The sequence below is a fragment of the Mesorhizobium sp. WSM3224 genome (assembly GCF_000427725.1).
Lineage (GTDB): Bacteria > Pseudomonadota > Alphaproteobacteria > Rhizobiales > Rhizobiaceae > Mesorhizobium.
This window is the reverse complement of sequence record NZ_ATYO01000028.1, coordinates 37329-60938: the sequence shown is the minus strand read 5'-3', so window position 1 is coordinate 60938 and position 23610 is coordinate 37329. Positions and strand designations below refer to the sequence as shown.

Sequence of the window (23610 nt, the reverse complement as noted above, 5' to 3'; positions counted from 1 at the left end):
CAGGCAAGCCGTGCCTCCGGGTACGGCAAGTCGCTGAAAAACAAGGCAGCCGGCTAGGGCATGACACCCGAAAACCGTGAAGCGGTTTTCGGGCGACACCACACTCTACGGAATGAGGATGGTCGTTCCCGTCGTCTTGCGGGCTTCGAGATCCGCTTGCGCCTTGCCCGCGCCCTTCAGCCCATAGCGCTGGTTGATCTTGATCTCGACGGCGCCGCTCTTAACCACGTCGAAAAGAGCTTCAGCCGACTTCACCAGATCCTCGCGCCTTGCGTTGTAGACGAAGAGCGTCGGCCGGGTCGTGTAGAGCGAGCCCTTCTGTGCCAGCAGCGACATCGAGAAAGGCGGGATCGGCCCTGACGACTGACCGAAGCTGACGAACATGCCGAGCGGCCGCAGGCAGTCGAGCGATGCCGGGAAAGTGTCGGCGCCGACGGAATCGTAGACGACATCGCATTTTTTCCCGCCGGTAAGCGCCGCAACGCCCGCGACGAAATCCTGCTCCTTGTAGTTGATGACGTGATCGAAGCCATGCGCCCTGGCGAGCTCGACCTTGTCGGCGGAACTCGCGGTGCCGATCACGGTCGCGCCGAGATGCTTTGCCCATTGGCCGAGGATCAGCCCGACGCCGCCGGCGGCGGCGTGGTAAAGGATCGTGTCGCCGGCCTTCACGGGAAAGGTGCGGCGCAAGAGATATTCGGCCGTCATTCCCTTCAGCATCATCGCCGCCGCCTGCTCGTCGCTGATGCCGTCCGGCACTTTGACCACACGGTCGGCAGCGATCACCCGTTGCTCGCAATAGGCGCCGACATTGACGGCATAGGCGATGCGGTCGCCGGGCTTCAGCCAGTCGACGCCGGTGCCGAGCGCAAGGACGACGCCCGCCGCCTCGCCGCCCGGGATCAGCGGAAAACCGCCGGGTGGCGGATAAAGCCCCGAACGGTGGTAGACGTCGATGAAGTTGAGGCCGATCGCGGTGTGCCGGACCAGGATCTGGCCTTCGCCAGGCCGGCCGGGATCGGCGTCCTCATAAGTCAGGACCTCAGGGCCGCCATGGGCGTGAATGCGGATTGCCTTGGACATCGCTCAACTCTCTGAAGGGTACGGACAGGATCCGGGGCATGATCCCGAAAAAAGGCAGAACCGATTTTCGGAAAAGATCATGGCTCCGGTAGACAGCTAGGTCAGGATGACGATGCAATCAAAAATTATCCTGATCCAGGGTCAGGACTTCTTGGCGCCCAGATTGGGAAACATCTGCATGACGCCCCCGATGCTGGCGAGATAGAGGCCGGTGATCGTGATGCCGATCTTGGTGAAGTCGCTGACCTGCTCGCCGAGCACGCCGATCTTGTCATAGAAGGCGGCAAGCGCCGCCTGCGCCAGCGCCAGCGCGCCGAAGGCGCACCACAAGAGCGTCATGCCGAGATTGAGCGGCCTCAACCTCACGACGCGCACCGGATGAATGAAATTGATCGGCAGGAAGGTCAAAATGCCGGCAACAACCACCACGGCGAAAGACACCCATTGCCCCGGCTCGATGACAAAGAGCGTGAACACCACCATGTTCCAGACGACCGGGAATCCCTTGAAGAAGTTCTCCTTCGTCTTCATGCCGGTATCTGCATAATAGATCGCGCTCGACACCACGATGATGGCAGCCGACAGGAACGACAGCCTCTCGCCCATGAAGCCGCGCTGATAGAGCGCGAAGGCCGGGATAAGGACGTAAGTGACGTAGTCGATGATGTTGTCGAGAAGCTCGCCCGACCATGTCGGCAGGATCTCCTTGACCTCGAGCTTTCTCGCGATCGGCCCGTCGATGCCGTCGACGAAGAGCGCCAGCCCGAGCCACCAGAACATCGCCGTCCAGCGTTCTTCGCTCGCCGCCACCAGCGACAGGAAGGCGAGGAACGAACCGGACGCAGTCAGCAGATGCACCGAGAACGCGCGCGCCTGCGGCCATGTCACTTTCTTCTTCGGTCGCGGAATCCGCTCCGCGATTTTCTTGGCCGCTTTCCTGGCCGTCTTCCCGGGCGTTGTGTTCTTGCTCACGGTCCGCGCCAGTCCAGCTTGCAGATTTCGGCCGAGCGGCCGGCGAAATTCCAGTTGCGGCCGAAGGCGCGCATCTTGCTCTTGTCGGACTTCGCCACGATGATTTCCGGCGCGATCCAATATTCGGAATTGGTGATCACCGTATCCTTTTCCCGATCCTTGCCAGGGATTGGCGTGACCGCGCCGTCGATAATCCGCGGTATCTGGAAGACGCGCGTCTTGTCGCGCGTCTCATAGGTGATCGGCACCTGCTCGACGCCGAGGAATTTCCCGACGAGGATCGACAGCAGCGAGGTGGTGCCGCCGGCCTTGCCGGTGAAGATTTTGGTCAGCGCCTTCGTCGCATAGACCGAGGCGCGCTTGTCGATGAACAGGCCGGCCGTCCAGTTGCCGCGGCTCATATAGCCCGGGATTTCCATGATCAGGCCGAGATTGAGGCCTGAAAGGTCGACCTCGCCGAAATGGCCGGCATCGATACGGAAGCCCGCCCAGGTCTGGCAGTAGCCCTCCGTCGGCGGATGGCTGCCGAGCGACAGCACGCAAGGACAAAAAACCGTGCAATTGCAGGAGAGTACCAGCTCCCCTTTCATTGCCCAGCTTTGGTCGGTCATCGAATTCTCCCCTCACGCCGAAACTAATAGCAGGGCAGCCGCCCACACAAGCAGTATCGCACCGGCAATCCGGCTGGCCACCCTGCCGGTGGTCTGTTTTTCGATCAGGGTGAACAGGCCGATCAGAGCCATCCAGAAGACGTTCATCGCGCCGACGGCAAACATCACCAGCATCAGCGCCCAGCAGCAACCGAGACACCAGGCGCCCTGCTCCAGCCCCAAACGGAAGATGCGGCCCGGCTTCGCGCTCCAGTTGGCGAACAGGATCGAGAACGGGTTGCGGCATTTTTCCAGGCATGCCTGTTTCAGGCCGCTGAATTGATAGAGCCCGGCGACGAGCAGCGCGGCGGCGCCGGCAAGGCCAACGGCCGGATCGAGCATCTGCCCGGAATTGGCAAAGGCGTAGATCGCAAGCGTCAACACGGTGAAAGCCGCCGATGCGCCAAGCCATGTGGTGAGGTATCCGCCGACAAGCACCAGCGGGTGAACGGCAGGCTCGCCTTTGATCTTCGCCGTGTCGGCGATTTCGCAATAGGTGCGGATCAACGGCGCCGCCGAAGGCAGCATCGTTGCCACGGCCATCAGAAACCACATCACCACAAGCGCCGGCGCCTGCAGGCCGGCCGGGTCGGAAAGCGGCGCCGGCGCAAGGCAGAGAGCGAAGAACCGGTCCAGAAAATCTGGCAACGGTGGGCTCGGCAGATTTTTGAGCAGCACGTCGCCGGGCGCCCCGACAAGGCGGCTTTCAGCCCCGCGGATCGCCATCGCGCCGAGAAGGAACCACGCAAGGGCGACGCCAATACCGATCGTGAGCATGACGGCGAGACGCGGGCTGCGCGCCACGCCCGCCGTTGCGCGGCCGGCGCGGTCGAGATGGCTGAAATCGTGCTCCTGGCCGCTCATGGCAATCGAATGGGCTGAATCGCCGCGTTGATCAAGCCGGCTGATCTGACCTATATTCGGATAAAGGCCCGACGGGTCGCCTCTCATTGTGGAAGCCTGGTGTGGAACACAACGACAAAGCCCGCATTCTGGTTGCCGGCAGTGGTCCCGCCGGCCTGATCGCTGCGCTCGGCTTCGCCGAGGCGGGCTTTGACGTGACGCTGGTCGGCCCGGAAGCCAACGGCGCCGACGGCCGCACCACGGCTCTCATGAATCCGGCGCTGAAAGTTCTCGACCGGCTGGGCGTTCTTGGCGAACTGACACCACAGGCCGCGGCGCTCAAGGTGATGCGCATCGTCGATGCTACCCGGCGGCTGATCCGCAGTCCAACCGTGACCTTTCGTGCCAGCGAGATCGGCGAGGAACAGTTCGGGGTCAATCTGCCGAATAAGGTTCTTATCCCTATCCTCGCCCAGGCCGTTTCATCCCATGGCGGCATTCAATGGCTGAAATCGATCGTCGAGTCATGGCGCCTTGACGCCGATCGGGCCCATGCCCGGCTGACCGATGGCAGCGAAGTCTCGGCGTGCCTGGCAGTCGCCGCCGACGGGCGCCTGTCTCCGGCACGGGAGGCCGCCGGCATTCGCGCCTCCGCTCGGCCCTATCTGCAATCGGCGCTTGTCCTCAATTTCGGCCACCGCAGCGAGCACGGTTTCGTTTCGACCGAGTTCCACACCGAAACAGGACCGTTCACGCAGGTGCCGCTGCCCGGCAGGCGCTCGAGCCTTGTCTGGGTGGTCAAACCTGAGACGGCAAAAGAGCTTGCGTCACTCGACGACGCAACTCTGTCGGCGCGTATCGAGGAGCAGATGCAATCGATGCTTGGCCGGGTCTCGGTCGAGCCGGGCCGCCAAGTCTATCCTTTGTCGTCGGCCTCGCCCGGCCGCTTCGCGCAAAATCGCGTCGCGCTTGTCGGCGAGGCGGCGCATGTGTTTCCGCCAATCGGCGCCCAAGGCCTCAACCTTGGCATCAGGGACATCGACGATCTGATTGGAATCGCCGGTGAAAACCGCGACGATCCTGGGTCGCGCAGGGTTCTCGCCGCCTATGACATCAGGCGCCGGCCCGACATATGGGCACGCAGCGGAGCGGTGAACCTGCTCAACATGTCGCTGCTGTCCGACATGCTGCCGGCCCAGCTGGCGCGTAGCGCCGGCCTCAACGCGCTGGGCGGTTTCGCGCCACTGCGCGCCTTCTTCATGCGTGAGGGACTGCGGCCCGGCAGCGGTTTTCGCGCGATTGCCGGCGGCCTGCGCAAACAGCCCGGACGTTAGAACGTTTCAGGAAAGTGCGCAGCGGTCTTCCGTCCGGAATTGCGCAACGCTAAACCACTTAGCGAGGCTCACACGCCACGACTTTCGACACCGGCGACGAAACCTTGCGCCCAGCCACCCGTAGCTAATGCGCCCAGAAGTGTGCAGCGGTTCTGGGACAACGACATGCATCAAAACAAAGACTTAAAGCGCGTCGCCTGAATCCGTTTCAGCGCGACGCGCTTTAGCAGCATAGGGCTGCGGCATTGAATTGACGCAGCGTTTGCGCCAAATAGGCCACAGCCGAAAGTTGGGGTCGATTTTTGGCAGCGCAGCGCGTAATTTCAAGATGTTATGGGCGTTTTGCGTCGAGCAAGGAGCCCGATGGTGAGTGCGATGAAAACGGCCAAATTCTCGATTGGGCAAGTGGTTCGCCATCGGCTCTTTCCGTTCCGTGGCGTGATCTTCGACGTCGATCCCGAATTCGCCAACACCGAGGAATGGTACGAAGCTATTCCCGCCGACGTTCGTCCACGCAGGGATCAGCCTTTCTATCATCTTCTGGCGGAGAATTCGGACACCGAATACGTCGCCTATGTGTCCGAGCAGAACCTGCTCGAGGACCGCTCAGGCGAGCCGGTGCGGCATCCGCAGATCGGCGAGATGTTCGACAAGCTGCCGGACGGCCGCTACGAGCCGAAACGCCACTCGAAGCATTGAAGCGCACAGGCTCGGCAACTTCGCCATGCAGCGGCGAAAACAAAAAAGCGGGACAAATTGCCCCGCTTTTTTCCGAGAAACGCTCGTCAATCAGTTCGCGGTCTTGGCCTTGTCCTGCTCATCCTTGAGCTTCTTGGCGAAGTCCTGGTTGTTCTTGGCAACGAAGTCCTGCAGCTTCTTCTGCCGGTCCTCGATGTCCGACTGCTGGAGCGGCGGACCGTCATAGGCGCCGCTGAAGCCGGTCAGCGCGACCTTGATCGGGTTCGGCTGGTTCTGGAAGTTGATCGACGTGAGCGTGATCTGCTGGCCCTTCTTGAAGGAGGCGACGAGCTGGTCGCTCAGCGGCACTTCCGCCACGCAACGGTCGGGGAAGCAGATCACATAGTCGAGCTTCTGCGCCTTGCCGGTATCGATCTGCAGGGCGATGCCCGGAGGGACGAGGCGGCCGGTCGGGACCGTGACCTGGAAGACCTTGCGGTTCACCTTGCCCTTGAGTTCGATCAGGCTGACACCGGTGACGAGCTGGCCGTTGCCCGCGGTGACGATGTTCTGCACATTGCAGATGTCGACGTCTTCCTGCTTGGTGCAGGCCTTGAACCAGCCCTGCGGGATCTGCGGCTGCTGTTGAGCCGAGGCGGTGAAAAGCCCGGCGCCCAGAACGCCGACCACGCCTGCAGCCAGCACCGAAAGGCGGTACGCGTTGATCGTCATATGGTGCACTTTCCTCTCAAATGATCCCGGGGACCGGCTTCTTCGTGCCGTGGTACAGCTACCTGTTGCCCAAATGAGGCAACAGGATGACTTCGGAGCGCGTGTTACACTGCCAGCGGCGTCGAATCCAGCCCGGTTTCCGCGATTTCTCGTGGTTTCGTGTCTCACGGGCGAGCATCGATTGGCGATGGAGCGGCAGAACCCGATTCCCATCGGCGCACCGATTCAATCGGGTAACGAAATGCTCTAGGGTGCATGGCGAATCACAAAACCGCCCGGCAAGGAGACGGTCATGGACCGCATTCTCGTTCGGCTGATCGCCGCGACCTCGTTTCTGGCCTTTACGCTCCTTCCGGCACAGTCGGAGCCGAAGCACGGCATAGCCATGCAAGGCGAGCCGGCGCTGCCGCCCGATTACCGGCATTTCGACTACGTCAATCCGGACGCGCCGAAAGGCGGAAACGTCACCTATTGCGTCGTCGGCTCCTTCGACAACCTCAACCCGTTCATCCTGAAAAGCCTGCGCACCACGGCGCGCGGCATGATCGATACTGTTTACGGCAATCTGGTCTTCGAGCCGCTGATGCAGCGCAATTATAACGAGCCCTTCAGCCTTTACGGACTGCTTGCCGACAGCGCCGACATGGATCCGGAACGCAAGAGCATCGAGTTCCATCTCAATCCCAAAGCCAAATGGTCGGACGGCCAGCCGGTGACACCGGAGGACGTGCTGTTCACCTATGACGTTTTCAAGGACAGGGGCCGCCCGCCCTACAGTGATCGCATGAGCATGATCGCCAAACTGGAGAAGACCGGCGAGCACAGCGTGAAATTCACCTTCAACGACAAGGCCAATCGTGAATTTCCGCTGATCGTGGCGCTGACGCCGATCGTCCCCAAGCACGCCTTCGACAAGAACACTTTCGACAAGACCACGCTGAAGCCGCTCATCGGCAGCGGCCCCTACACCGTCGACAAGGTGCTGCCGGGGCAGCGCATCGTCTTCAAGCGCAACCCGGACTATTGGGGCAAGGACGTCCCGTCGAAGCGTGGCTTCGACAATTTCGACCAGATCACCATCGAGTATTTTCTCAACGCCAACGCCAAGACGGAAGCGTTCAAGAAGGGCATCTGTGCCCTCGACGATGAGTCCGATCCGGTCAAGCGAGAGCGCGACGTCGACTTTCCGGCCTTTCGCAAGGGGGACGTCAAGCAGGAATATTTCGACACCGGCATTCCGCCCGTGATGACGGGCTTCCTGTTCAACACCAGGCTGCCGAAGTTTTCCAATCCAACCGTGCGGCGTGCGCTTGGCATGCTCTACGACTTCGAGTGGGCCAACAAGAACCTGTTCGCCGGCAAGTTCAACCGGACAATCAGCTATTGGCAGAATTCCCAGTTGTCCGCGCTCGGCCATCCGGCTGACGATCGCGAAAAGGCGCTGCTGGCCCCCTACCCCGGCCGCGTGCCGCCTGACGTGATGGACGGCACCTGGCGCCCACCGGTGACGGATGGCTCGGGCCAGGATCGCAAGGTGCTCAAAGCTGCCTTCGAACTGCTGAAAGGTGCAGGCTTCCACGTGCAGGACGGCAGGATGCTCGACCCGCAGGGAAACCCTTTCGGTTTCGAGATCATGACCTCATCCCAGGATGAAGAGCGGCTGGCAGCCGTCTACCAGCGCACGCTGGAAAAGATCGGCATCGACGTCGGCATCCGTACTCTCGACGGCGACCAGATCCAGTCGCGCAAGCAGCGTTTCGACTTCGAGGTCCTGATCGGCGCAAGCGGCTTCAGCAACTCGTTGTCGCCCGGCAGCGAGCAGCTCGGACGCTGGGGATCGGTCGCCGCGAAAACGGAAGGATCGTTCAATCTCGCCGGCGTTGCGGATCCGGCGATCGACGCCGCGATCGACGCGATGCTGAATGCACGCGCCAAGGACGACTACGTCGCTGCCGTCCGTGTTCTCGACCGGTTGCTGATCTCAGGCAACTACATCGTGCCGATGCAATACAACACCCAGCAGTGGCTCGCTTATTGGGGTTATCTGGAACATCCGCAAAAGACCCCCATATTCGGCTATCAGCTGCCGGCCTGGTGGCGAAAGCCCAACTGACGCAATCCCAACCCGATCGGAACCAGACAGGAGACGAGCATGAGCGCCGAGAACTCCATCACCGTCGATGTGGTGTCCGACGTCGTCTGCCCCTGGTGCTTCATCGGCCAGAAGCGGCTGGACAAGGCCATCGCCGCAGCCGACGTCGAAGTCCAGGTCCGCTGGCGGCCATTCCAGCTCGATCCGACCATCCCGCCGGGCGGCATGGATCGCCGCCAATACATGCTCGGCAAGTTCGGCAGCGAGGAACGCATCCAACAGATCCACGCGCGCATCGAACCGCTCGGCGAAGCCGAGGGAATCCATTTTGCGTTCGGCGCCATCAAGGTCGCCGCCAACACGCTGGACGCCCATCGCCTCATCCGCTGGGCCGGCGCCGCGGGTGAAGACGTGCAGAACCGGCTGGTCCGCCGCCTGTTCCAGTTGAATTTCGAGGAAGGCGCCAATCTCGGTGACCATGCCGTGCTGGCGAAAGCCGCCGGCGAAGCCCGCATGGATGCATCGGTGGTCGAGACGCTGCTGCCGACCGACGCCGATGTCGACGCCGTCCGCAACGAGATCGCCACCGCCTCGCGCATGGGCATCACCGGTGTGCCCTGCTTCCTGCTTGAGGGCAAATATGCCGTCATGGGCGCGCAGGATGCCGACACGCTTGCCGACGCCATACGCCAGGTCGCCCAGGCCAAGGCGCGCGGCGAGCTGGAAACCACAGGCTGAGCCGGAGTTACTTCGCGATCGCCTTGGTCGCCCGGCGAATTCCACCCTCGGCCGCAGCGCTGCCAATCCGGTCTGCCCACGCTGGTGAAACACGATCTGGTGAATCGCCTTCGACGCAGCGCTGATCTAGAGCAATTCCAGGAAAAGTGTGAGCGGTCAGGCTCGGCGGCTTCGCCGTAGCCTTCCGTCCGGAATTGCGTCAGGACAAAGAGATAGAGCGGTTCGCCGTTTCCGTGAAACGATGAAACGCTCTAGAGTTGGCAAGGCTGATTTGAGGGCAAGGGCATATGGCAGTCAGGCGTCGCGTATTGCTGCTGCTGTCTTTGCCTTTCGCCCTGGCGCTCCCATTGTCATTGCAACGCGTGTCCGCCGAGGAAGCCGTCATGTCGGCGACCTTCGACGGCAACCCCTGGACGGCGTCTTTCACCTTGGCCCAGACGATGCAAATGGCCGGCAAGCCGGTCTTGAACCTGTCAGGGACCGAGCAGGGCTCGCCGACCGGGACTTTCAATTCGATGCTGGAGTTGAAGGATCCGAACGACCTTGCCGGCAGCTATTCGCTCAAGGCCGGCTCCCCCGCGAACAGCGCCAACTTCAACATTCTCGAAGCCGGCGCCACGGTCGGCCATGTCCGCTTCAGCAACGGCGAGATCGTCATCGACAAGTACGACGCCGACAGCAAGACGACTTACGGCCATTTCAGCGCCTCCGGAAAAGACGAATCGGGGAAGCCTGAAGCGCTCACGGACGGTAGATTTTCGGGCATTCCGGCCACCGCGCAGTAGCCATTTCCGCTGACCGACACGCCTTTTCCGGTCACAAACCCGTGTTTTCCGCTTCCCTAAGGGAAGCTTTCCGCCGGCTGGCGCAATCACGTTTAACGGTCTGGAATAAAAGGCGAAATCCGCGCGATCGGCGGCCCCTCCGCATAGGCCTTCTGTTGCTCTCGCGCCACGGCAGGTAACCCTGTTCACATTCACCGGTAGAAAATTAATGGAAAATGATCAATTGGTGTTACTCTATGTAACAAAACTAAAAAAGGTTTGGGCGGGATCGTGATTGGGGTCGGTAGACCGCGACGTACAGTACCGGAGCAAACATCCAACGAGGCAAAGACCTCGTTCCTGACACCGGTATCGTCGATGCGTACATTCTGGGGGCTGATGCGAGCCTACTGGTTGTCCGACCGGTGGAAGGAAGCCTGGACGCTTACCATCGTCATCGCGCTGCTGACGGCGTTATCCAGCAAGGCTGGCGTCTGGTTTGCAATGGCGTTGGGTGAGTTGGGCAATTCGATCGCCTTCCTCCATGATGCCGCAAACCCTCACCCGCTGCAGACCATCCTGACCAATGCCGGCATATTGGTGCTGCTGGTGGCGCTGAAGGATGCCGGCTTCACCGGCGTGCGCAATCTCGTTTCAACGACTCTGCACCGCAAGTGGCGAGGCTGGCTGAACGGCCAGTTTAACCAAGCCCTGCTCGACGACAACCACACCCATTTCCATGCCCAGCATGGTTCGCCCGTAGGCGGCATTGTCGCTCCGGACAACATCGACCAGCGCATCCAGGAATCGATCAAGGACATGACCGGCGGTGCCATCGGGCTCGCCATGGGCGTGCTTGGCGTGGCGACTTCGCTCTATTTCATCGGCGAAAACCTGATTGGGTCCTCGGTCGAGGTCAAGGGCCTGGAATTCCTTGGCAGCTACGGCACCGCGGTGCTGGCTTTCCTTGCCGTCGCCTTCTATGTGCCGCTGAACACCTGGATCGCGGTCAAGCTCGGGCGCCTGCTTGAGCGACTCAATGTCCGCATGCAGCAGGCCGAGGGCAGCTACCGCAGCGAACTGACGACATTCCTGCGCCGCAGCTTCCACGTCGCCGCGTCGCATGGCGAGGGCGTGCAAAAGTCGATGCATGACAGGCTCTATGTCGATATCGACAAAACATGGGGGCGGCTCAATGTCGTCAACACCAGCTACACGTCGTTCGAGCTGATCTACAATTTCATCGGCGCCCGTATTGTCGCCTACGCACCGGGCCTCGTGTCGTTCATCCACAACCGCCTTGACTACAAAGGCTACATCACCGGCTCCGAGATGGTCGCCCAGTTGATCAGCCAGTGTTCGTGGTTCATCCATGTGATGCCGGCGATCGCGACGCTCAGAGCCAACAGCCAGCGCGTGACCGAACTCGCCGACGCCATCGAGAATGTCCAGCACCCGCGGGAATTCTATCAGCAGACCGGCCGCTCCGACTTCAGCTATGGCAGCCAAAACCCCGTCTTCGGTCTCACCATCCAGAAGCTGGAACTTGCGCACCAGGGCGAGGACGCGACGCCTTTCCTCAGCGCCGCGAACCTGCGCTTCCGCCGTGGCGAGTGGACCTTCCTCAAAGGCGAGTCCGGCTGCGGCAAGACCTCGCTGATCAAAGCGATCAACGGCCTGTGGCCTTATGGCCGTGGCACCATCGTATTCCCCGAGGGTGTGACGAATTTCTATGCCGCCCAGGAGGTCAAGCTGCAGCAGGTGTCGCTGAAGCAGCTCGTTTGCCTGCCGGGTTCCGAGAGCGATCACACCGACGCGCAAGTGGCTGCCGCGCTGCACAAGGCCGGCCTCGGCGACTTTATCGAACACCTGGGCGACGAGAGCCGCGAAGGCAAGGTCTGGGATCAGGTGCTTTCCGGCGGCCAGAAGCAGAAGCTGGTGGTCGCGCGCATCGTCCTGCAGCAGCCGGGACTGCTCTTCCTCGACGAGGCGACCGGCGCGCTCGATCCCGAGGGCAAGATAGCTTTCCACCAGGCGATCAAGGACAATTGTCCGAACGTCACCGTGATCAGCGTCATGCACGAGGCGGTGCCGCCACGCTCGCTTTCCGGCGAGGAATTCTACCATAGCGTGGTCGCGATCGCCGACGGCGTCGCCACCAAGAAGCCGCTCGCCCCCAGCCTGCCGCGCGAGCTCACCACCATTCTCGCCCAGCCTCAAAGGCCGGTCGAGGACAAATGGCTGCGCTTCCGCCGGCTGAAGCAGAAATAGCAGTCATATCAAGCCTTTGACCGGTCGCGCCGGCTCAGCTCAGGCTGCCCTCGATCACAGTCTCGCGATCGGCCTCCCCGCATTCATTTTCAGTTCTCTTCGCGATTGACTCGCAAAAATGGGCGCCTATGTTGCGCCCGCTCGCAGAATTCAAAACTCGAACCCGGCGAGCAGAAAGGTCACGCGCCATGCCTGGCGACAGTCACAGTCGAACGCAACCGCCGTCCGCTCTGACGTGACCTGAAGGCTCACGTCCTGCCGGACGGCAAGGAGTGAGCCATGAACGAATTCGCACCCGTATTGGACGACGAGGCGGTCGCCGTCGCCCGTGTCCTTGCCAACGATCACGCCGCCGACGTGGTCGAAGCCCTCAACCACGAACCCCGCGAGACGGCCATCGAGCTGCTCTGCGCCGTGCCGTTCGAGCGGCTGGTCGAGATTTTCGACCAGCCTGAACTCGAAGCCGCGCCTGAGCTCGCGGAAGCCCTGCCGCGTCCGAAGGCGAGCAAGCTTTTGACCGCCATGTCGGTCGACCGCGCGGCCGACATTCTGCGCGAGCTGGATGAACCGGCCCGCTCGGAGCTGCTCGGCGCGCTGGCCCCGCCGCTGCGCGCGACACTGCTTTCCATCCTGGGATATCCGGAGGGCAGCGCCGCGTCGATCATGACGACGGAATTCGTCAGCGTGCCCTCGGATTGGACCGTCGGGCGCACGCTCGACTACATCCGCAAGGTCGAGCGCACGCGTGAAACCATCTATGCCATCTACATCGTCGATCCGGAGACCCAGCTCCTGCTGCGCGCCACCGGACTGCGCCGGCTGATCACCGGCAATTCGGACGATTCGATCCTGTCGGTGGCGCCCGATCGCACGCCGGTGACGGTTACGCCGCTCACTGATCGCGAGAACCTGGCGCAGACCATCTCCAAATACGATCTGCTCGCCCTGCCCGTGGTGGACCACGGCAGAATCCTCGGCATCGTCACTGTCGACGACATCATCGACACGATGATCGAGGAGACGACCGAGGACGTGCATCGTTTCGGCGGCATGGAGGCGCTCGACGAGCCCTATATGAAGATGAGCTTCCTCGCCATGATCCAGAAGCGGGCCGGCTGGCTCTGCGCGCTGTTCCTCAGCGAGATGCTGACGGCCAACGCCATGCAGAGCTACGAAGGCGAGCTGGAGAAGGCGATCGTGCTGACGCTGTTCATCCCGCTGATCATGAGCTCCGGCGGCAATTCCGGCTCGCAGGCGACCTCGCTGGTCATCCGCGCGCTGGCGCTGCGCGAGATCGGCCTGCGCGACTGGTGGCGGGTGGCCTTGCGCGAGCTGCCGACCGGCCTGGTACTCGGCTCGATCCTCGGTGTCGTCGGCATATGCCGCATCGCACTCTGGCAGTATTTCCGCCTTTACGACTACGGCCCGCACTGGATGCTGATCGCGGCAACGGTCGGAGCGACGCTGGTCGGCATCGTCACCTTCGGCTCGCTGTCGGGATCGATGCTGCCTTTCGCCCTAAAGCGCATCGGCTTCGACCCGGCGAGCGCCTCGGCGCCGTTTGTCGCCACGCTTGTCGATGTCACCGGGCTGGTCATCTATTTTTCGGTGGCGCTGGTGATCCTGCGCGGCACGCTGCTTTGACCTTGGACACCGTCGCCGGCCTTGCGGCGACGGTGCCCGGTCCACGGTTTAGACGCGTTCGCCGTTCTTCACCCGGTAAGTCGGCTTGTACATGGTCACCAGCTCCTCGGCCGCCGTCGGGTGCACGGCCATGGTGCGGTCGAAATCGTCCTTGGTCAGTCCCGCCTTCAGCGGAATACCGAGAAGCTGCGCCATCTCGCCGGCGTCCGGCCCGAGGATATGGGCGCCGATCACCTTTCTGCTGGCGCCGTCGACCACCAGTTTGATCAGCATCTTCTCGTCGCGGCCCGACAGCGTGTGCCGCATTGGACGGAAGGATGCGCGATAGATCTCGACATCCGGATAGCGCTTGATCGCGTCGTCTTCCGACAGGCCGACGGTGCCGATCTCCGGCTGCGAGAACACCGCCGTCGGAATGGTGTCGTGATCCGGCGCCGTGGGATTGTCCTTGAAGGCAGTCTCGATGAAGCATATCGCCTCATGGATCGCGACCGGCGTCAGCTGGACGCGATGGGTGACGTCGCCGATCGCCCAGATATTATCGATGTTGGTGCGCGAATATTGGTCGACCACGATCGCGCCCGTCTTACCGAGTTCTATGCCGACGCCTTCGAGCCCCATATTTTCCGTGTTGGGGATGCGACCGATCGCCAGCATCACCTGGTCGGCCGTCAGTGTCTGGCCGGTGTTGAGCTGCACGTCCAGCCTGCCCTCTGCTGTCTTGCGCACAGATTCCGAAACCGCATGGCAGAGAATCCTGATCCCCTTCTTCTCCATCGTCTCGTGCAGAGAGCGGCGCAGATCAATGTCGAAGCGGCTGAGGATCTCCTGGCCGCGATAAACCAGCGTGGTATCGACGCCCAGGCCATGGAAGATGTTGGCGAACTCGACGGCGATGTAGCCGCCGCCTTCGATCACGATCGCTTTCGGCAGTTCCTTGAGATCGAAGGCCTCGTTGGAGAAGATGCAATATTCATGGCCGCTCAGCGCCGGGTGCGGCGCAGGCCGGCCGCCGGTGGCGATCAGGATCTGGTCGGCGCTGACGGTGCGGTCTTCGGCAACCAGATAGATGGAATGCCGATCGACCAGCACGGCACGCGAGTGAAAGGTCTCGCCGCCTGAGCCCTCGACATTCCTCTTGTAGATCGCTTCGAGCCGCGCGATCTCCTTGTCCTTGTTGGCGACCAGCGTCTGCCAGTCGAAGCTCGCCTCCGGCACCGTCCAGCCATAGCCGGCCGCGTCGGCGAAATGCTCGGGAAATTGCGAGGCATAGACATAGAGCTTCTTCGGCACGCAACCGCGGATGACGCAGGTGCCGCCGAAGCGGTACTCCTCCGCGATGGCGACGCGCTTGCCGAGGGCCGCCGCCACCCGGGCCGCCCTCACGCCGCCGGAGCCGCCGCCGATGACGAACAGATCATAGTCATAACCGGCCATCGTAGCGGGCTCCTGGGGATGAGAAAGACGCGTCACAGGTAGGCTGCAAAGCGGCAAAAGAAAAGCCCGGGCAAACCCGGGCTTTGTGGTCCAGCGGCCGTCGGCCGAATGAATAGGGTTCAGTTCTGCGAATCGTCCGCCGGGGCCGAATTGTCGGCCGGTGCGGAACCATCCGCCGGTGCGGCAGCGTCTGGAGCCGGTGCTGCCGGCGCGGCGGCCTTGGCCGCGGCGGCGATCGTTTCGCCGACCTGCTGGGCGAGATCGCGGGCAACGCCGTTCTGCCAGATGTCGGCGGCCTTCACGAGATCACGCGTCACCGCGGGGCCGCTGTCCAGCAGCTTCTTGCCGGCCTCCGAGCTGTAGAAAGCGGCGATGTCGTTGAGGTCCTTTTCGGAAAACACCTTGGCGTAGGCCATCGCGGCTTCCTTTTCGAGGTCGGCGCGCCGCGAAGCAAGGCCAATCGCCTTCTCGGACACGGTCTTGCCGATCAGCTCCTGCATATCGGGGTTCTTCTGGATGAGCTGCGCCTCAAGCGCGCCGGCCGCCTGCGGCAGGATGTTGTCGAACGAGTCCGTGGCATGGATCGCGGCGACTGCCGCGCGCGCGGCCTTCAGGTGCGATTCGCTCACATCCTGCGCAAACACCGGCGAGGACAGCGCAAGGACGGCCGAGGCCGCCAGAAGCATCGAAAGGCGGCGAACTCGTTTATGCAACATCATAGTCGGTAGAACTCCCTGGTTTCAGGCTGCATGGACGGTTTCGATACCGTCGCCGCTGGCGATGATGGCCGTTGACGCCAGCCCGATGAATAGACCGTGCTCGACGACGCCTGGAATGGCGAAGAGAGCATTCGATAGCGCTCTTGTATCCGGAATGCGGCCAAAAGATGCATCGAGGATAAAGTGGCCGCCGTCTGTAACAAATGGCTGGCTTCCCGTCATCCTCAATGTAACCGGGCCGGAAAGGCCGAGCTTTGCGGCGGCAGCGCCGATCGCGATCTCCGTGGCGCGCAGGCCGAATTTGTTGACCTCGATCGGCAATGGGAACCGGCCGAGGGTCCCGACCATCTTGGACTTGTCGGCAATGACGATCATGCGATCGGATGCCGCCGCGACGATCTTTTCGCGCAGCAGCGCGCCGCCGCCGCCCTTGATCAGGGTCAGGTCCGGATCGACTTCGTCGGCGCCGTCGATGGTGAGGTCGAGTTCGGGTGTCTCGTCGAGCGTCGACAGCGGCACGCCGAGTTCGCGGCAGAGCGCCGCGGTGCGCTCGGAGGTCGGCACGCCGATGACCTTGAGGCCGGTCGCGACCTTCTCGGCCAGCAGCCGCACGAATTCTTCCGCCGTAGTGCCGGTGCCGATACCGAGCCGCATGCCGCTGCCGATATGGGCGAGCGCTGCCCGCGCGGCTTCGACCTTCAACTGCCTTGCATCCATGGGGAGCCCCGATTTCGCCGGTTTCGCGCGCCTCCTATTGCATGTCGCCCAAAAGTGCGCAGCGGTTTTGGGAGAACGACATGCATCAAAACACTGACCTGAAGCGCGTCACTTGGATCCGTTTCAACGCGACGCGCTTTAGCATTTTTGCCTGTCCCGTCAAAGGCTCCTCCCTGAAGACTGTGGACCGATCGAGGCTTCTTGCTTGAACCCGGGCCAGCCTGTATCGGCTGCGGCAACGCAATTGCCGCAGGACCGCCCATGACCCGCCCGATCATTGTCTTCGACCTCGACGGAACGCTGGTCGATACGGCGCCGGACCTGCTTGACAGCCTCAACCACAGCCTGGCGGCGAGCGATCTCGCCGCCGTCGATGAAGCCGGCTTCAGGCGCTTCGTCGGCCATGGCGGCCGCGTCATGATCGAGCGCGCGCATGCCGCGCAGAACAAGGCCCTGGTGGCAGAGGAGCACGACCGGCTGCTGAAACTGTTCCTCGACCATTACACGTTGAACATTCCCGGCAAGTCCCGCCCCTACCCCGGCGTCATTGCCGCGCTCGACCGCTTTGAGGCCGCCGGCTACCTGATGGCGGTCTGCACCAACAAATATGAAGCCAACTCCGTGGCGCTGATCGGCGCACTCAGCATGTCAAAGTATTTTGCCGCGATCTGCGGCCAGGACACTTTCGCTTTCCGCAAGCCCGACCCGCGCCATCTCACCGAGACGATCAAACTGGCCGGCGGCGATCCGGACAGCGCGGTGATGGTCGGCGATTCGCAGACCGACATCGACACCGCCAAGGCCGCCGGCATTCCGGTGGTCGCGGTCGATTTCGGCTACACCGACCGCCATGTGCGCGAATTCGAGCCGACCCTGGTGATCTCGCATTTCGACACGCTGACACCGCCACTGGCCGAGCGGCTGATCGCGGCGGCGCGCTAGGCTTGCAAGCATTAAACTAAATTGGTGGAACTCGTGAGATCATCCAACCTTTTCAGCAGGTTGGATGGTGGGCGATGCAGGGATTGAACCTGCGACCCCACCCGTGTGAAGGGTGTGCTCTCCCGCTGAGCTAATCGCCCGCTCGTCGCCCGAAGGCCAAGCGAGCCGCGATATAAGGGAGGCAGGCTCTCGAAGTCAAGGCGATCTGCCGACGATCTTCCAAAGCCGCCAAGCCTCGATCACGCGAGAGCTAAATCAGCCCTCGTCTCACATTCAACCGCGTCACCGCCGTCACCAGAACAGCGCCGGTCATGAAATAGAGCGTGGCGATGATGTGGCCTTGGTGGAAATGCAGCCCGGCAAACAAAAGGGCCATGACTACGGCAAGGAAGGCGATGATGCGGGAGAATGCATCGGGCATGGGGCGACCTTGTGCAATGTGTTGAGCGGCCGCCCTCATTCAGCCGATCGCTCCATAGAGCGGTTTTCTATTTTTCGCAATCGGCTCAGTGGCGAACTCTCAGGCCAAGTCCACCTCGACCCACAGTCCACCCGTTCCGCGAGCCGCATCACGCGGCACACTGCGCACTGCCTGGATCGAGCCGGACGGCGCGGCAAAAGCCGGCTTTCCGTTCTTGTCGGCCAGCCACGCATCATCGGCGCGGATGACGCGGCCCTTGGTCTTTGTCTCGAGCGCGGTCAGGATGCCGTCATATGGCATCTCGCCCCAATGCACTTTCAAGGCGTCGACCTTGTTGGTGGGGATGAAGGCCGACAGGTCGGCGCTGGTCAGCAGATCGAACCCCTGTTTCTGCGGCGTGGCGTTCTGGCTGCCGTGATGGGCGACCTTGAGATAGACTATGCGCGCCAGGAGATCGGCCGATGTGACGGTGCCCTGCCCCACCGGCCATTTCAGGTCTTTCCAGCTCAGCCAGTTGCCGATCTGGGCGTCACCCGGGAACAGCAGCACCCGGCCCGAGTCGATGAATTCGAAGGCAAGCACCAGGCTGGTGTTGTTGACGCCGCGGTCGAGCTGCAAGGCAAGGTCGGCGGCGATCCCCATCCAGTCGGCATCGACGCGCCGCCAGGACTGGTCACGGTCTTCCATGGATGCCGCGGCCGAAACCGGCCCGGAATAATGCTTGCGGACATAGGTGCCGACGTCGATCGCGGGGTCGCTGCCCTTGTCGCCGGTGAGCGCCGCGGAAAGCGGCGTGCCGACATTGCGTTCGAACGGACTGAGCTCGTCGACATAACCGGCGTCGGCCGCGTCGTTCATCTTGAGGCCGCTCGTCAGCGCCCGTGCGAACGGACCGCCGCTGGCCAGCGGGAACATCTCGCTCGCCCTCTCCTCCAGCCGCAGCGCCGCCTTGTCGCGCGGCGGGCCAAGCACATAGATCCGCAGGTTGGGCAACGCATCGATCGACACCGGCGGCCCGCAGGGTTCGAAATAGGTCGGTGACGGTTTTTGCGACAGCTTGGCCGCTGCGTCGCGGGCCGAGCGCACCCGCTCGCCGGCGGCGCCGAACTGGAAGCCGAGCACCGATTGCAGACCGTCGCGGACGCCGGCCATGTATGAGCTGAGCTGCTGCATGCCGTCGAGTTTTTGACCCACGCCTTGCAGCGCCGCGAGCGCCTGGCCCTTGAACTTGTCCAGTTCCACGGCCTCGGCGTCGGCGGGATTCTCAGTCCATGCCATCCAGACATCGGCGACGGCAAAGTCCTTGAAAAGGTCCTTTGCAGTCAGAAACCCGGAGACATGGTCCCAGTGTTCGTGGGTGACGACAAGAATGTCGATCTTGCCGCCGGTCTCTTTCCTGAGGTCGGCGACGATGTCGGCGACCAGCGCCGGGCCGCCCGCGATCGAAACATGGATGCCGCAATCGATGAGCATGCGGAAAGGCTTTCCATCCGCCTTCTTGAACGTAAGCAGATGGCAATCGCCGATACCCTGGCAGTAATGCCGAACGGTCACGGCCGATGCCTGTGCCGCCGCGGGAGCCGCTTTCGCCCGCCTTGTCCTTGCCGCTGGCTTTCTAGACATGGTCGTCGTCCCCGTCGCTGGCATGCAGCAAGGCAAAGGGCTCCGACACCTCGCCGCCGAAATAGAGCGCTCGCAGCGGTGACAAATAGTTGGCCGCCATCGTCCCGGCCTGGCGCTTCTGCCGGTCGGCGCTGCCGGTGTTCTTGATGATCGAGTAGCGGATCTCCTCGAAGCCCTCGCGCGGGTCGATAATGATCGTGGCGCCGCCGCGGAACCAGAAGAAGCCGTCGCCCTTGGTGATGCCCTGCGGCATCGCCGTGCCGTCGAGCGCGACCGGAATGCGCTGCTGGATGACAGCCACGACCTCGACGCGGAACGAGCCGTCCGGCTCGACGCGCCGCGTCGGGCGCACGCTGTAGATGTCGAAGGTCGTCTCGCCTTTCTTCGGCGCATGCATGACCGTGCCGTCCTCATTGTAGCGCGGCAGATCGGGCAGCAGGCCGAACTGCTTGTAGACGTCCGGATTGGAGGCGAAAGCCTTGTGCATCGCCTTCCACAGCGCATAACGGTTCTTGTCGTTGAGCGCGAAGATCTCTGCCCGCTTCAGTTTCTGGTTCCAGCCGAGGTCGATCTTGCTGAGCAACCCCTCCAGCCAGGTCGGCGACGGGTCCTCGGGCGCGCTCCAGGCAAGCGTCTCCTCCGAGATGGTGCGAACGTCGCGCGGCAGAAGCTTCCATTTGCGGAACGATTCCAGGAAGGCCAGGCGATAGTGGAGCGGGTCGTCGGGGTAGGCGTCGCGATCGGCGGTGATCAGCGCGCGCAGATATTCGCCGAAGGTGATGTCGACCGCCGGGCAATAGTCGAGCGCGCGGAGGCACATGGTCAGCATCTGCCGCGCGGTCTTGGCGACCTCGTCGGTCAGGCGCTCGACCAGGCTAGGGTGCAAGGTTCCCGCCGGCAGGATGCCGGAGCCGCCGGTCGCAAGCTGGATCAGGTCGTCGGTCCGCCGATCGGTGATCGCGAGGAAAGCCTGATAGACGGCGAAGACCAGGATCGAGCCGCGGTCATGGGCCTCAAAGGTCTTGTCGTAGTCGAGATCGGCCATGGCGGCGCCGCCATATTCGCGCAACGGCCCGGCCCGGCCGCTGCCTTCGCCGAACTGCTTGGCAATACCGGAAAGCAGCGAGGCGGCCGACAATTCGCCCCTCGCCTTGCCGATTTCGAAGCTGACCAGTTCCTTCAGCGTAAAATGCTGGAACAGCGCAACGATGTCGGCGAAAGCCTCGTGGAACGCCGGCACATCTGGATTGGACGCTTCCTGGAAGCGGCGATGCAGCCCGTCGAGCAGCGCGTGCGACATCTCATGCGCGACGATGTCGCTGGACAGGCAAGAGAACACCGTCGTTCCAGGTGTGGTGACGTCGCCCTGGTTGCTGGTCGCCGGGAAATAGCCGAACAGCAGCGCCTTCTTTTCCGGGCTGTAATAGGCATTCTCGGCGCGCAGCGCATGCGGATAGATACGCAGGCGCGGCACATAATGCGCCTTCACCGTCATGTCCCCGCTCCGGCCGGGAGCCTCGACGTAGTGCGGCGCCCACAATGCGCGCCGGCCAAGCGCACGCTCGAAATGGCCGATCGTGGTCATGGCGACAGCGTAGACCATCTGCTGGTGGAATTTCGGATTGCCCTCCGAAGGCGGCAGGCCGTCCTGCGCCAAGAGCACTTTGTCGTTGAGGTCGACCGGGTCGTAGACGCGGTCGGACGCCGGGTCGATATCGACCACCTCGAGATATTCGCCGATCGGGCCAGGCAGCAGCGGCCTGTCTGTCGCAGGCTCGTCATCCCACGGCACGGAAAGCGTCGCCTGGTAGACCGAGACCGAATCCAGCCGCTTGGCCACCGACGGATCGAGGGCATAGATGCGCAGGCGCCGTTGCGGCGGCGGCAGCGGCCGCGGCTTGCGCCTGATGGCCGGCGCAGGGCCCATGACCGGCGCCGGAACGGCGGCGCTGGCGCCTGGCCGGCCGAGCCACCCTTCCAGAAAGGCCTTGAGCGGCTTTGACGGATTGCCCTGGTCGAGCGCCGCTTCGAGATAGCGGTTGCGTGCCGCGGCCGAGACCTTGTCCGGATCGCCATCCGGGTCGGCGATTGTCTGTTCGATTGCCGCAGTTGCTTGCGCCATCTGCGTCAGTTCCAGCGCAAACATCATTCGCTGCCGAAGTGTCGCTGGCGGTGGCGGAGCCAACGAATTCCCTCCGGTCAAAAGGTCCAGCCAGCTCCACGTGTAGGTGGTGGGCGCAAGCTTCGTGAGGCTTGCCGCCGCCGGCGGCGCAAAGTCCAGCGCATCGAGGGCGCGCAACACGCCCTGCCCGATCTTCTCCTTCGTCTGCGCCGCGTTCATTTTGGCTGTCGATTTCGAGGCTTTGGCGAACAACGCCTTGCGTACCGCCTCGATGCGCATCCACGGCTGGGGATAGTTCTTCACCACGTCCCAATGCTCGGCCAGCCAGAGAGCGGCCGCGGCAGCGACCTGCGGGGTCGCGGCCGAAGTGCCGCTGCCGTCCATGTCGACGATCTTGCGACAATCGATCTCGGCCCAGGGCACGTTCGGCGTGTAGGCTCCGAGCGCGGTGTCCATCTTCGACGGCGGCCCGTAATTGCCTTGCATGGTGCCGAAATCGAGCCCGGCATAGGCGCGCCCGTCGCCCATCACGCCGCATGCCGCAAGCACCCGGTTGTAGCGCGCGGGATAGACGATGCTGCGCGGCGTGATGGTAAAATTGTTGCCCGCCGCCGTGACCATCACCAGGCCGTGGTCATAGGCAAGGTTGACGGCGTCGACCAGAGCCTGCGAGGTGAGACCGCCCATGCTCATCGACAACACCTGCGCGCCTTGCTGGCGTGCGTAGTCGATGCCTTGCACCATGGTGCCGGTGGTCAGCCGCACCACCCAGTCGGCGATCCGCACCGGCAGGATTTTCGTCAATGGCGCGCCGCCGACGAAATCGGTGAAGCCCGGCCAGTGCGGCGAGCTGCCGTCGAGCTTGTTGCCGGCAAGCAGGCTGAGCGTGCCGGTTCCATGGCCGCGGTTGCTGGTCAGCGTGCCGGCCGGAGCGTGGTCGGTCGCATTGTTCGGACCGGTTCCGTCGCCGACGAAATTGCGCTGCTGCGCTGTAAGAAGCGCGGCCGGAAGGGTTTGGTGGCCCGGATCGAAACCGGTATCGAGATGGGCGATGGTGATGTTGGCCTGCTTGGCGCCCACCCTGTTGCGCGCCGCCGCGAATTGGCTGAAGTCCGGCGCGGCATTCCAGGCGACGCGACCTGCGACCACCGCCTGTCGGCCATGCGGGTCCTGGTCATCGAAAGCGCAGACGGGACTGCCACTCGCCGCCATGCCGCGATCGCCGCCGCTGTCCCTGTAATCCCATTGCTGCAGGATATCGGGCTCGACCGCGAGCACTTCCGCGCCCGCGGCCGCCAAGGTCGGATTCCGGGCGACAAGATCGTGGGCGTGGTCCCAGGGATTGTCCGAATCGGCGGCCTCCGCCGCCAACCGCAGCCAGGTGGCGCCGCGATCCCCGGCCGCGGCCGGACTTGCGCTGCCGGCGCCAGGCGGAAGAGTGAGGATCGGTTCGGCTTCGATCCCGCCAATCCGGGGCGGTCCGCCTCGCACCGAAAGCCCGGCGCCGCCGCCGCGAACCTTTACAAGGAGTCCCTTCGCGGCTGCCATGGCGTGCCCCTCACCATATATCTATAAAATAACAATCGCTCTGCCCGACCAGCATATCTGTGATCGCCTTCACATACGTCAAACTGGGTTCGCGCGCAGATATGGCAACGGCGGCATCAACGGCCTCAGCTGATCTACAGCATCCGAAGACGGCTTCCGGACTGCAATGTATGCGGTTTCTCAAGAAGGAATTTTGATCACCTAGCCATTTTCAGATTTGCTGTCTGCGCGCTGGGTACCTCCCACCCAAGCGCGCGGACGGCGTTCTCAGAGCATGATG

At 62.9% G+C, this 23610-nt stretch carries 19 protein-coding genes and 1 tRNA gene; 8 read left to right on the top strand and 12 right to left on the bottom strand.

What is annotated here, in order from left to right; translation table 11 throughout:
• Positions 1 to 105: 105 nt before the first annotated feature.
• The 4 genes from YU3_RS0128340 to YU3_RS0128325 form a co-directional block, all read right to left on the bottom strand.
• A complete protein-coding gene (locus YU3_RS0128340) occupies positions 106 to 1083 on the bottom strand; it encodes a quinone oxidoreductase (RefSeq protein WP_027169392.1) in 978 nt (325 codons plus the stop codon).
• A 141-nt stretch (positions 1084 to 1224) separates the two neighbouring features.
• Entirely contained in the window at positions 1225 to 2055 is an 831-nt protein-coding gene (gene pcsA / locus YU3_RS0128335) for a phosphatidylcholine synthase (RefSeq protein ID WP_027169391.1), read from the bottom strand.
• The gene (locus YU3_RS0128330) at positions 2052 to 2666 is read right to left on the bottom strand and encodes a DUF1326 domain-containing protein (protein WP_027169390.1); all 615 of its coding nucleotides are present in this window, start codon (positions 2664 to 2666) and stop codon (positions 2052 to 2054) included. Before YU3_RS0128330 ends, pcsA begins: the two co-directional genes overlap by 4 nt.
• Before the next feature lie 12 nt (positions 2667 to 2678).
• A complete protein-coding gene (locus YU3_RS0128325; protein ID WP_027169389.1) occupies positions 2679 to 3569 on the bottom strand; it encodes a DUF2182 domain-containing protein in 891 nt (296 codons plus the stop codon).
• Between the two features lie 101 nt (positions 3570 to 3670).
• Between YU3_RS0128325 and YU3_RS0128320 the strand changes: the two genes are divergently transcribed.
• Entirely contained in the window at positions 3671 to 4882 is a 1212-nt protein-coding gene (locus YU3_RS0128320; RefSeq protein WP_027169388.1) for a UbiH/UbiF family hydroxylase, read from the top strand.
• A gap of 375 nt (positions 4883 to 5257) precedes the next feature.
• A complete protein-coding gene (gene hspQ, locus YU3_RS0128315) occupies positions 5258 to 5581 on the top strand; it encodes a heat shock protein HspQ (RefSeq protein WP_027169387.1) in 324 nt (107 codons plus the stop codon).
• A 90-nt stretch (positions 5582 to 5671) separates the two neighbouring features.
• Here hspQ and YU3_RS0128310 read toward each other — a convergent pair whose 3' ends face one another.
• Positions 5672 to 6292 (bottom strand): invasion associated locus B family protein, encoded by a 621-nt coding sequence (locus tag YU3_RS0128310; RefSeq protein WP_036259749.1) that lies wholly within the window; start codon positions 6290 to 6292, stop codon positions 5672 to 5674.
• 292 nt (positions 6293 to 6584) lie between these two features.
• Between YU3_RS0128310 and YU3_RS0128305 the strand changes: the two genes are divergently transcribed.
• The 5 genes from YU3_RS0128305 to mgtE all read left to right on the top strand — a co-directional run bounded on the left by YU3_RS0128305 (position 6585) and on the right by mgtE (position 13801).
• Complete coding sequence (locus tag YU3_RS0128305; protein ID WP_027169385.1) at positions 6585 to 8405, top strand: extracellular solute-binding protein; 1821 nt, start codon at positions 6585 to 6587, stop codon at positions 8403 to 8405.
• Between the two features lie 39 nt (positions 8406 to 8444).
• Complete coding sequence (locus YU3_RS0128300; RefSeq protein ID WP_027169384.1) at positions 8445 to 9122, top strand: DsbA family protein; 678 nt, start codon at positions 8445 to 8447, stop codon at positions 9120 to 9122.
• Positions 9123 to 9505: 383 nt separating this feature from the next.
• Complete coding sequence (locus YU3_RS0128295) at positions 9506 to 9907, top strand: DUF6252 family protein (protein WP_156913622.1); 402 nt, start codon at positions 9506 to 9508, stop codon at positions 9905 to 9907.
• Between the two features lie 357 nt (positions 9908 to 10264).
• A complete protein-coding gene (locus tag YU3_RS0128290; protein ID WP_027169382.1) occupies positions 10265 to 12157 on the top strand; it encodes an ABC transporter ATP-binding protein/permease in 1893 nt (630 codons plus the stop codon).
• A gap of 279 nt (positions 12158 to 12436) precedes the next feature.
• The gene (mgtE, locus tag YU3_RS0128285; protein WP_027169381.1) at positions 12437 to 13801 is read left to right on the top strand and encodes a magnesium transporter; all 1365 of its coding nucleotides are present in this window, start codon (positions 12437 to 12439) and stop codon (positions 13799 to 13801) included.
• Between the two features lie 48 nt (positions 13802 to 13849).
• Here mgtE and gor read toward each other — a convergent pair whose 3' ends face one another.
• The 3 genes from gor to rpiA form a co-directional block, all read right to left on the bottom strand.
• Positions 13850 to 15238: a glutathione-disulfide reductase gene (gene gor, locus YU3_RS0128280; protein ID WP_027169380.1), complete on the bottom strand. Its 1389-nt coding sequence runs from the start codon at positions 15236 to 15238 to the stop codon at positions 13850 to 13852.
• A 119-nt stretch (positions 15239 to 15357) separates the two neighbouring features.
• Complete coding sequence (locus YU3_RS0128275) at positions 15358 to 15957, bottom strand: DUF2059 domain-containing protein (RefSeq protein ID WP_027169379.1); 600 nt, start codon at positions 15955 to 15957, stop codon at positions 15358 to 15360.
• A gap of 21 nt (positions 15958 to 15978) precedes the next feature.
• Positions 15979 to 16674, bottom strand: coding sequence for a ribose-5-phosphate isomerase RpiA (rpiA, locus tag YU3_RS0128270; RefSeq protein ID WP_027169378.1), 696 nt, complete (start codon positions 16672 to 16674; stop codon positions 15979 to 15981).
• A 261-nt stretch (positions 16675 to 16935) separates the two neighbouring features.
• On the opposite strand from rpiA, the gene YU3_RS0128265 reads away from it, so the two are divergent.
• Complete coding sequence (locus YU3_RS0128265) at positions 16936 to 17616, top strand: phosphoglycolate phosphatase (protein ID WP_027169377.1); 681 nt, start codon at positions 16936 to 16938, stop codon at positions 17614 to 17616.
• A gap of 65 nt (positions 17617 to 17681) precedes the next feature.
• On the opposite strand, the gene YU3_RS0128260 is transcribed toward YU3_RS0128265, so the two are convergent.
• The 4 genes from YU3_RS0128260 to YU3_RS0128245 all read right to left on the bottom strand — a co-directional run bounded on the left by YU3_RS0128260 (position 17682) and on the right by YU3_RS0128245 (position 23330).
• Positions 17682 to 17756: transfer RNA gene (locus YU3_RS0128260), tRNA-Val, on the bottom strand.
• A gap of 110 nt (positions 17757 to 17866) precedes the next feature.
• Complete coding sequence (locus tag YU3_RS41375; protein ID WP_198021730.1) at positions 17867 to 18037, bottom strand: hypothetical protein; 171 nt, start codon at positions 18035 to 18037, stop codon at positions 17867 to 17869.
• A 99-nt stretch (positions 18038 to 18136) separates the two neighbouring features.
• The gene (locus YU3_RS0128250) at positions 18137 to 19660 is read right to left on the bottom strand and encodes an MBL fold metallo-hydrolase (protein WP_198021729.1); all 1524 of its coding nucleotides are present in this window, start codon (positions 19658 to 19660) and stop codon (positions 18137 to 18139) included.
• Positions 19653 to 23330: a S8 family serine peptidase gene (locus YU3_RS0128245; RefSeq protein ID WP_027169375.1), complete on the bottom strand. Its 3678-nt coding sequence runs from the start codon at positions 23328 to 23330 to the stop codon at positions 19653 to 19655. The genes YU3_RS0128250 and YU3_RS0128245 overlap by 8 nt, the downstream gene beginning before the upstream one ends.
• Between the last annotated feature and the right edge of the window lie 280 nt (positions 23331 to 23610).

Coding starts and splice junctions, on each gene's coding strand:
- gor (WP_027169380.1), bottom strand. CDS start 15,238: ATGGCCGGTTATGACTATGATCTGTTCGTCATCGGCGGCGGCTCCGGC.
- hspQ (WP_027169387.1), top strand. CDS start 5,258: ATGAAAACGGCCAAATTCTCGATTGGGCAAGTGGTTCGCCATCGGCTC.
- YU3_RS0128330 (WP_027169390.1), bottom strand. CDS start 2,666: ATGACCGACCAAAGCTGGGCAATGAAAGGGGAGCTGGTACTCTCCTGC.
- YU3_RS0128310 (WP_036259749.1), bottom strand. CDS start 6,292: ATGACGATCAACGCGTACCGCCTTTCGGTGCTGGCTGCAGGCGTGGTC.
- YU3_RS0128295 (WP_156913622.1), top strand. CDS start 9,506: ATGTCGGCGACCTTCGACGGCAACCCCTGGACGGCGTCTTTCACCTTG.
- YU3_RS0128325 (WP_027169389.1), bottom strand. CDS start 3,569: ATGAGCGGCCAGGAGCACGATTTCAGCCATCTCGACCGCGCCGGCCGC.
- YU3_RS41375 (WP_198021730.1), bottom strand. CDS start 18,037: ATGCCCGATGCATTCTCCCGCATCATCGCCTTCCTTGCCGTAGTCATG.
- YU3_RS0128275 (WP_027169379.1), bottom strand. CDS start 15,957: ATGATGTTGCATAAACGAGTTCGCCGCCTTTCGATGCTTCTGGCGGCC.
- YU3_RS0128250 (WP_198021729.1), bottom strand. CDS start 19,660: ATGTCTAGAAAGCCAGCGGCAAGGACAAGGCGGGCGAAAGCGGCTCCC.
- mgtE (WP_027169381.1), top strand. CDS start 12,437: ATGAACGAATTCGCACCCGTATTGGACGACGAGGCGGTCGCCGTCGCC.
- rpiA (WP_027169378.1), bottom strand. CDS start 16,674: ATGGATGCAAGGCAGTTGAAGGTCGAAGCCGCGCGGGCAGCGCTCGCC.
- YU3_RS0128290 (WP_027169382.1), top strand. CDS start 10,265: ATGCGTACATTCTGGGGGCTGATGCGAGCCTACTGGTTGTCCGACCGG.
- YU3_RS0128305 (WP_027169385.1), top strand. CDS start 6,585: ATGGACCGCATTCTCGTTCGGCTGATCGCCGCGACCTCGTTTCTGGCC.
- YU3_RS0128340 (WP_027169392.1), bottom strand. CDS start 1,083: ATGTCCAAGGCAATCCGCATTCACGCCCATGGCGGCCCTGAGGTCCTG.
- YU3_RS0128300 (WP_027169384.1), top strand. CDS start 8,445: ATGAGCGCCGAGAACTCCATCACCGTCGATGTGGTGTCCGACGTCGTC.
- YU3_RS0128265 (WP_027169377.1), top strand. CDS start 16,936: ATGACCCGCCCGATCATTGTCTTCGACCTCGACGGAACGCTGGTCGAT.
- YU3_RS0128245 (WP_027169375.1), bottom strand. CDS start 23,330: ATGGCAGCCGCGAAGGGACTCCTTGTAAAGGTTCGCGGCGGCGGCGCC.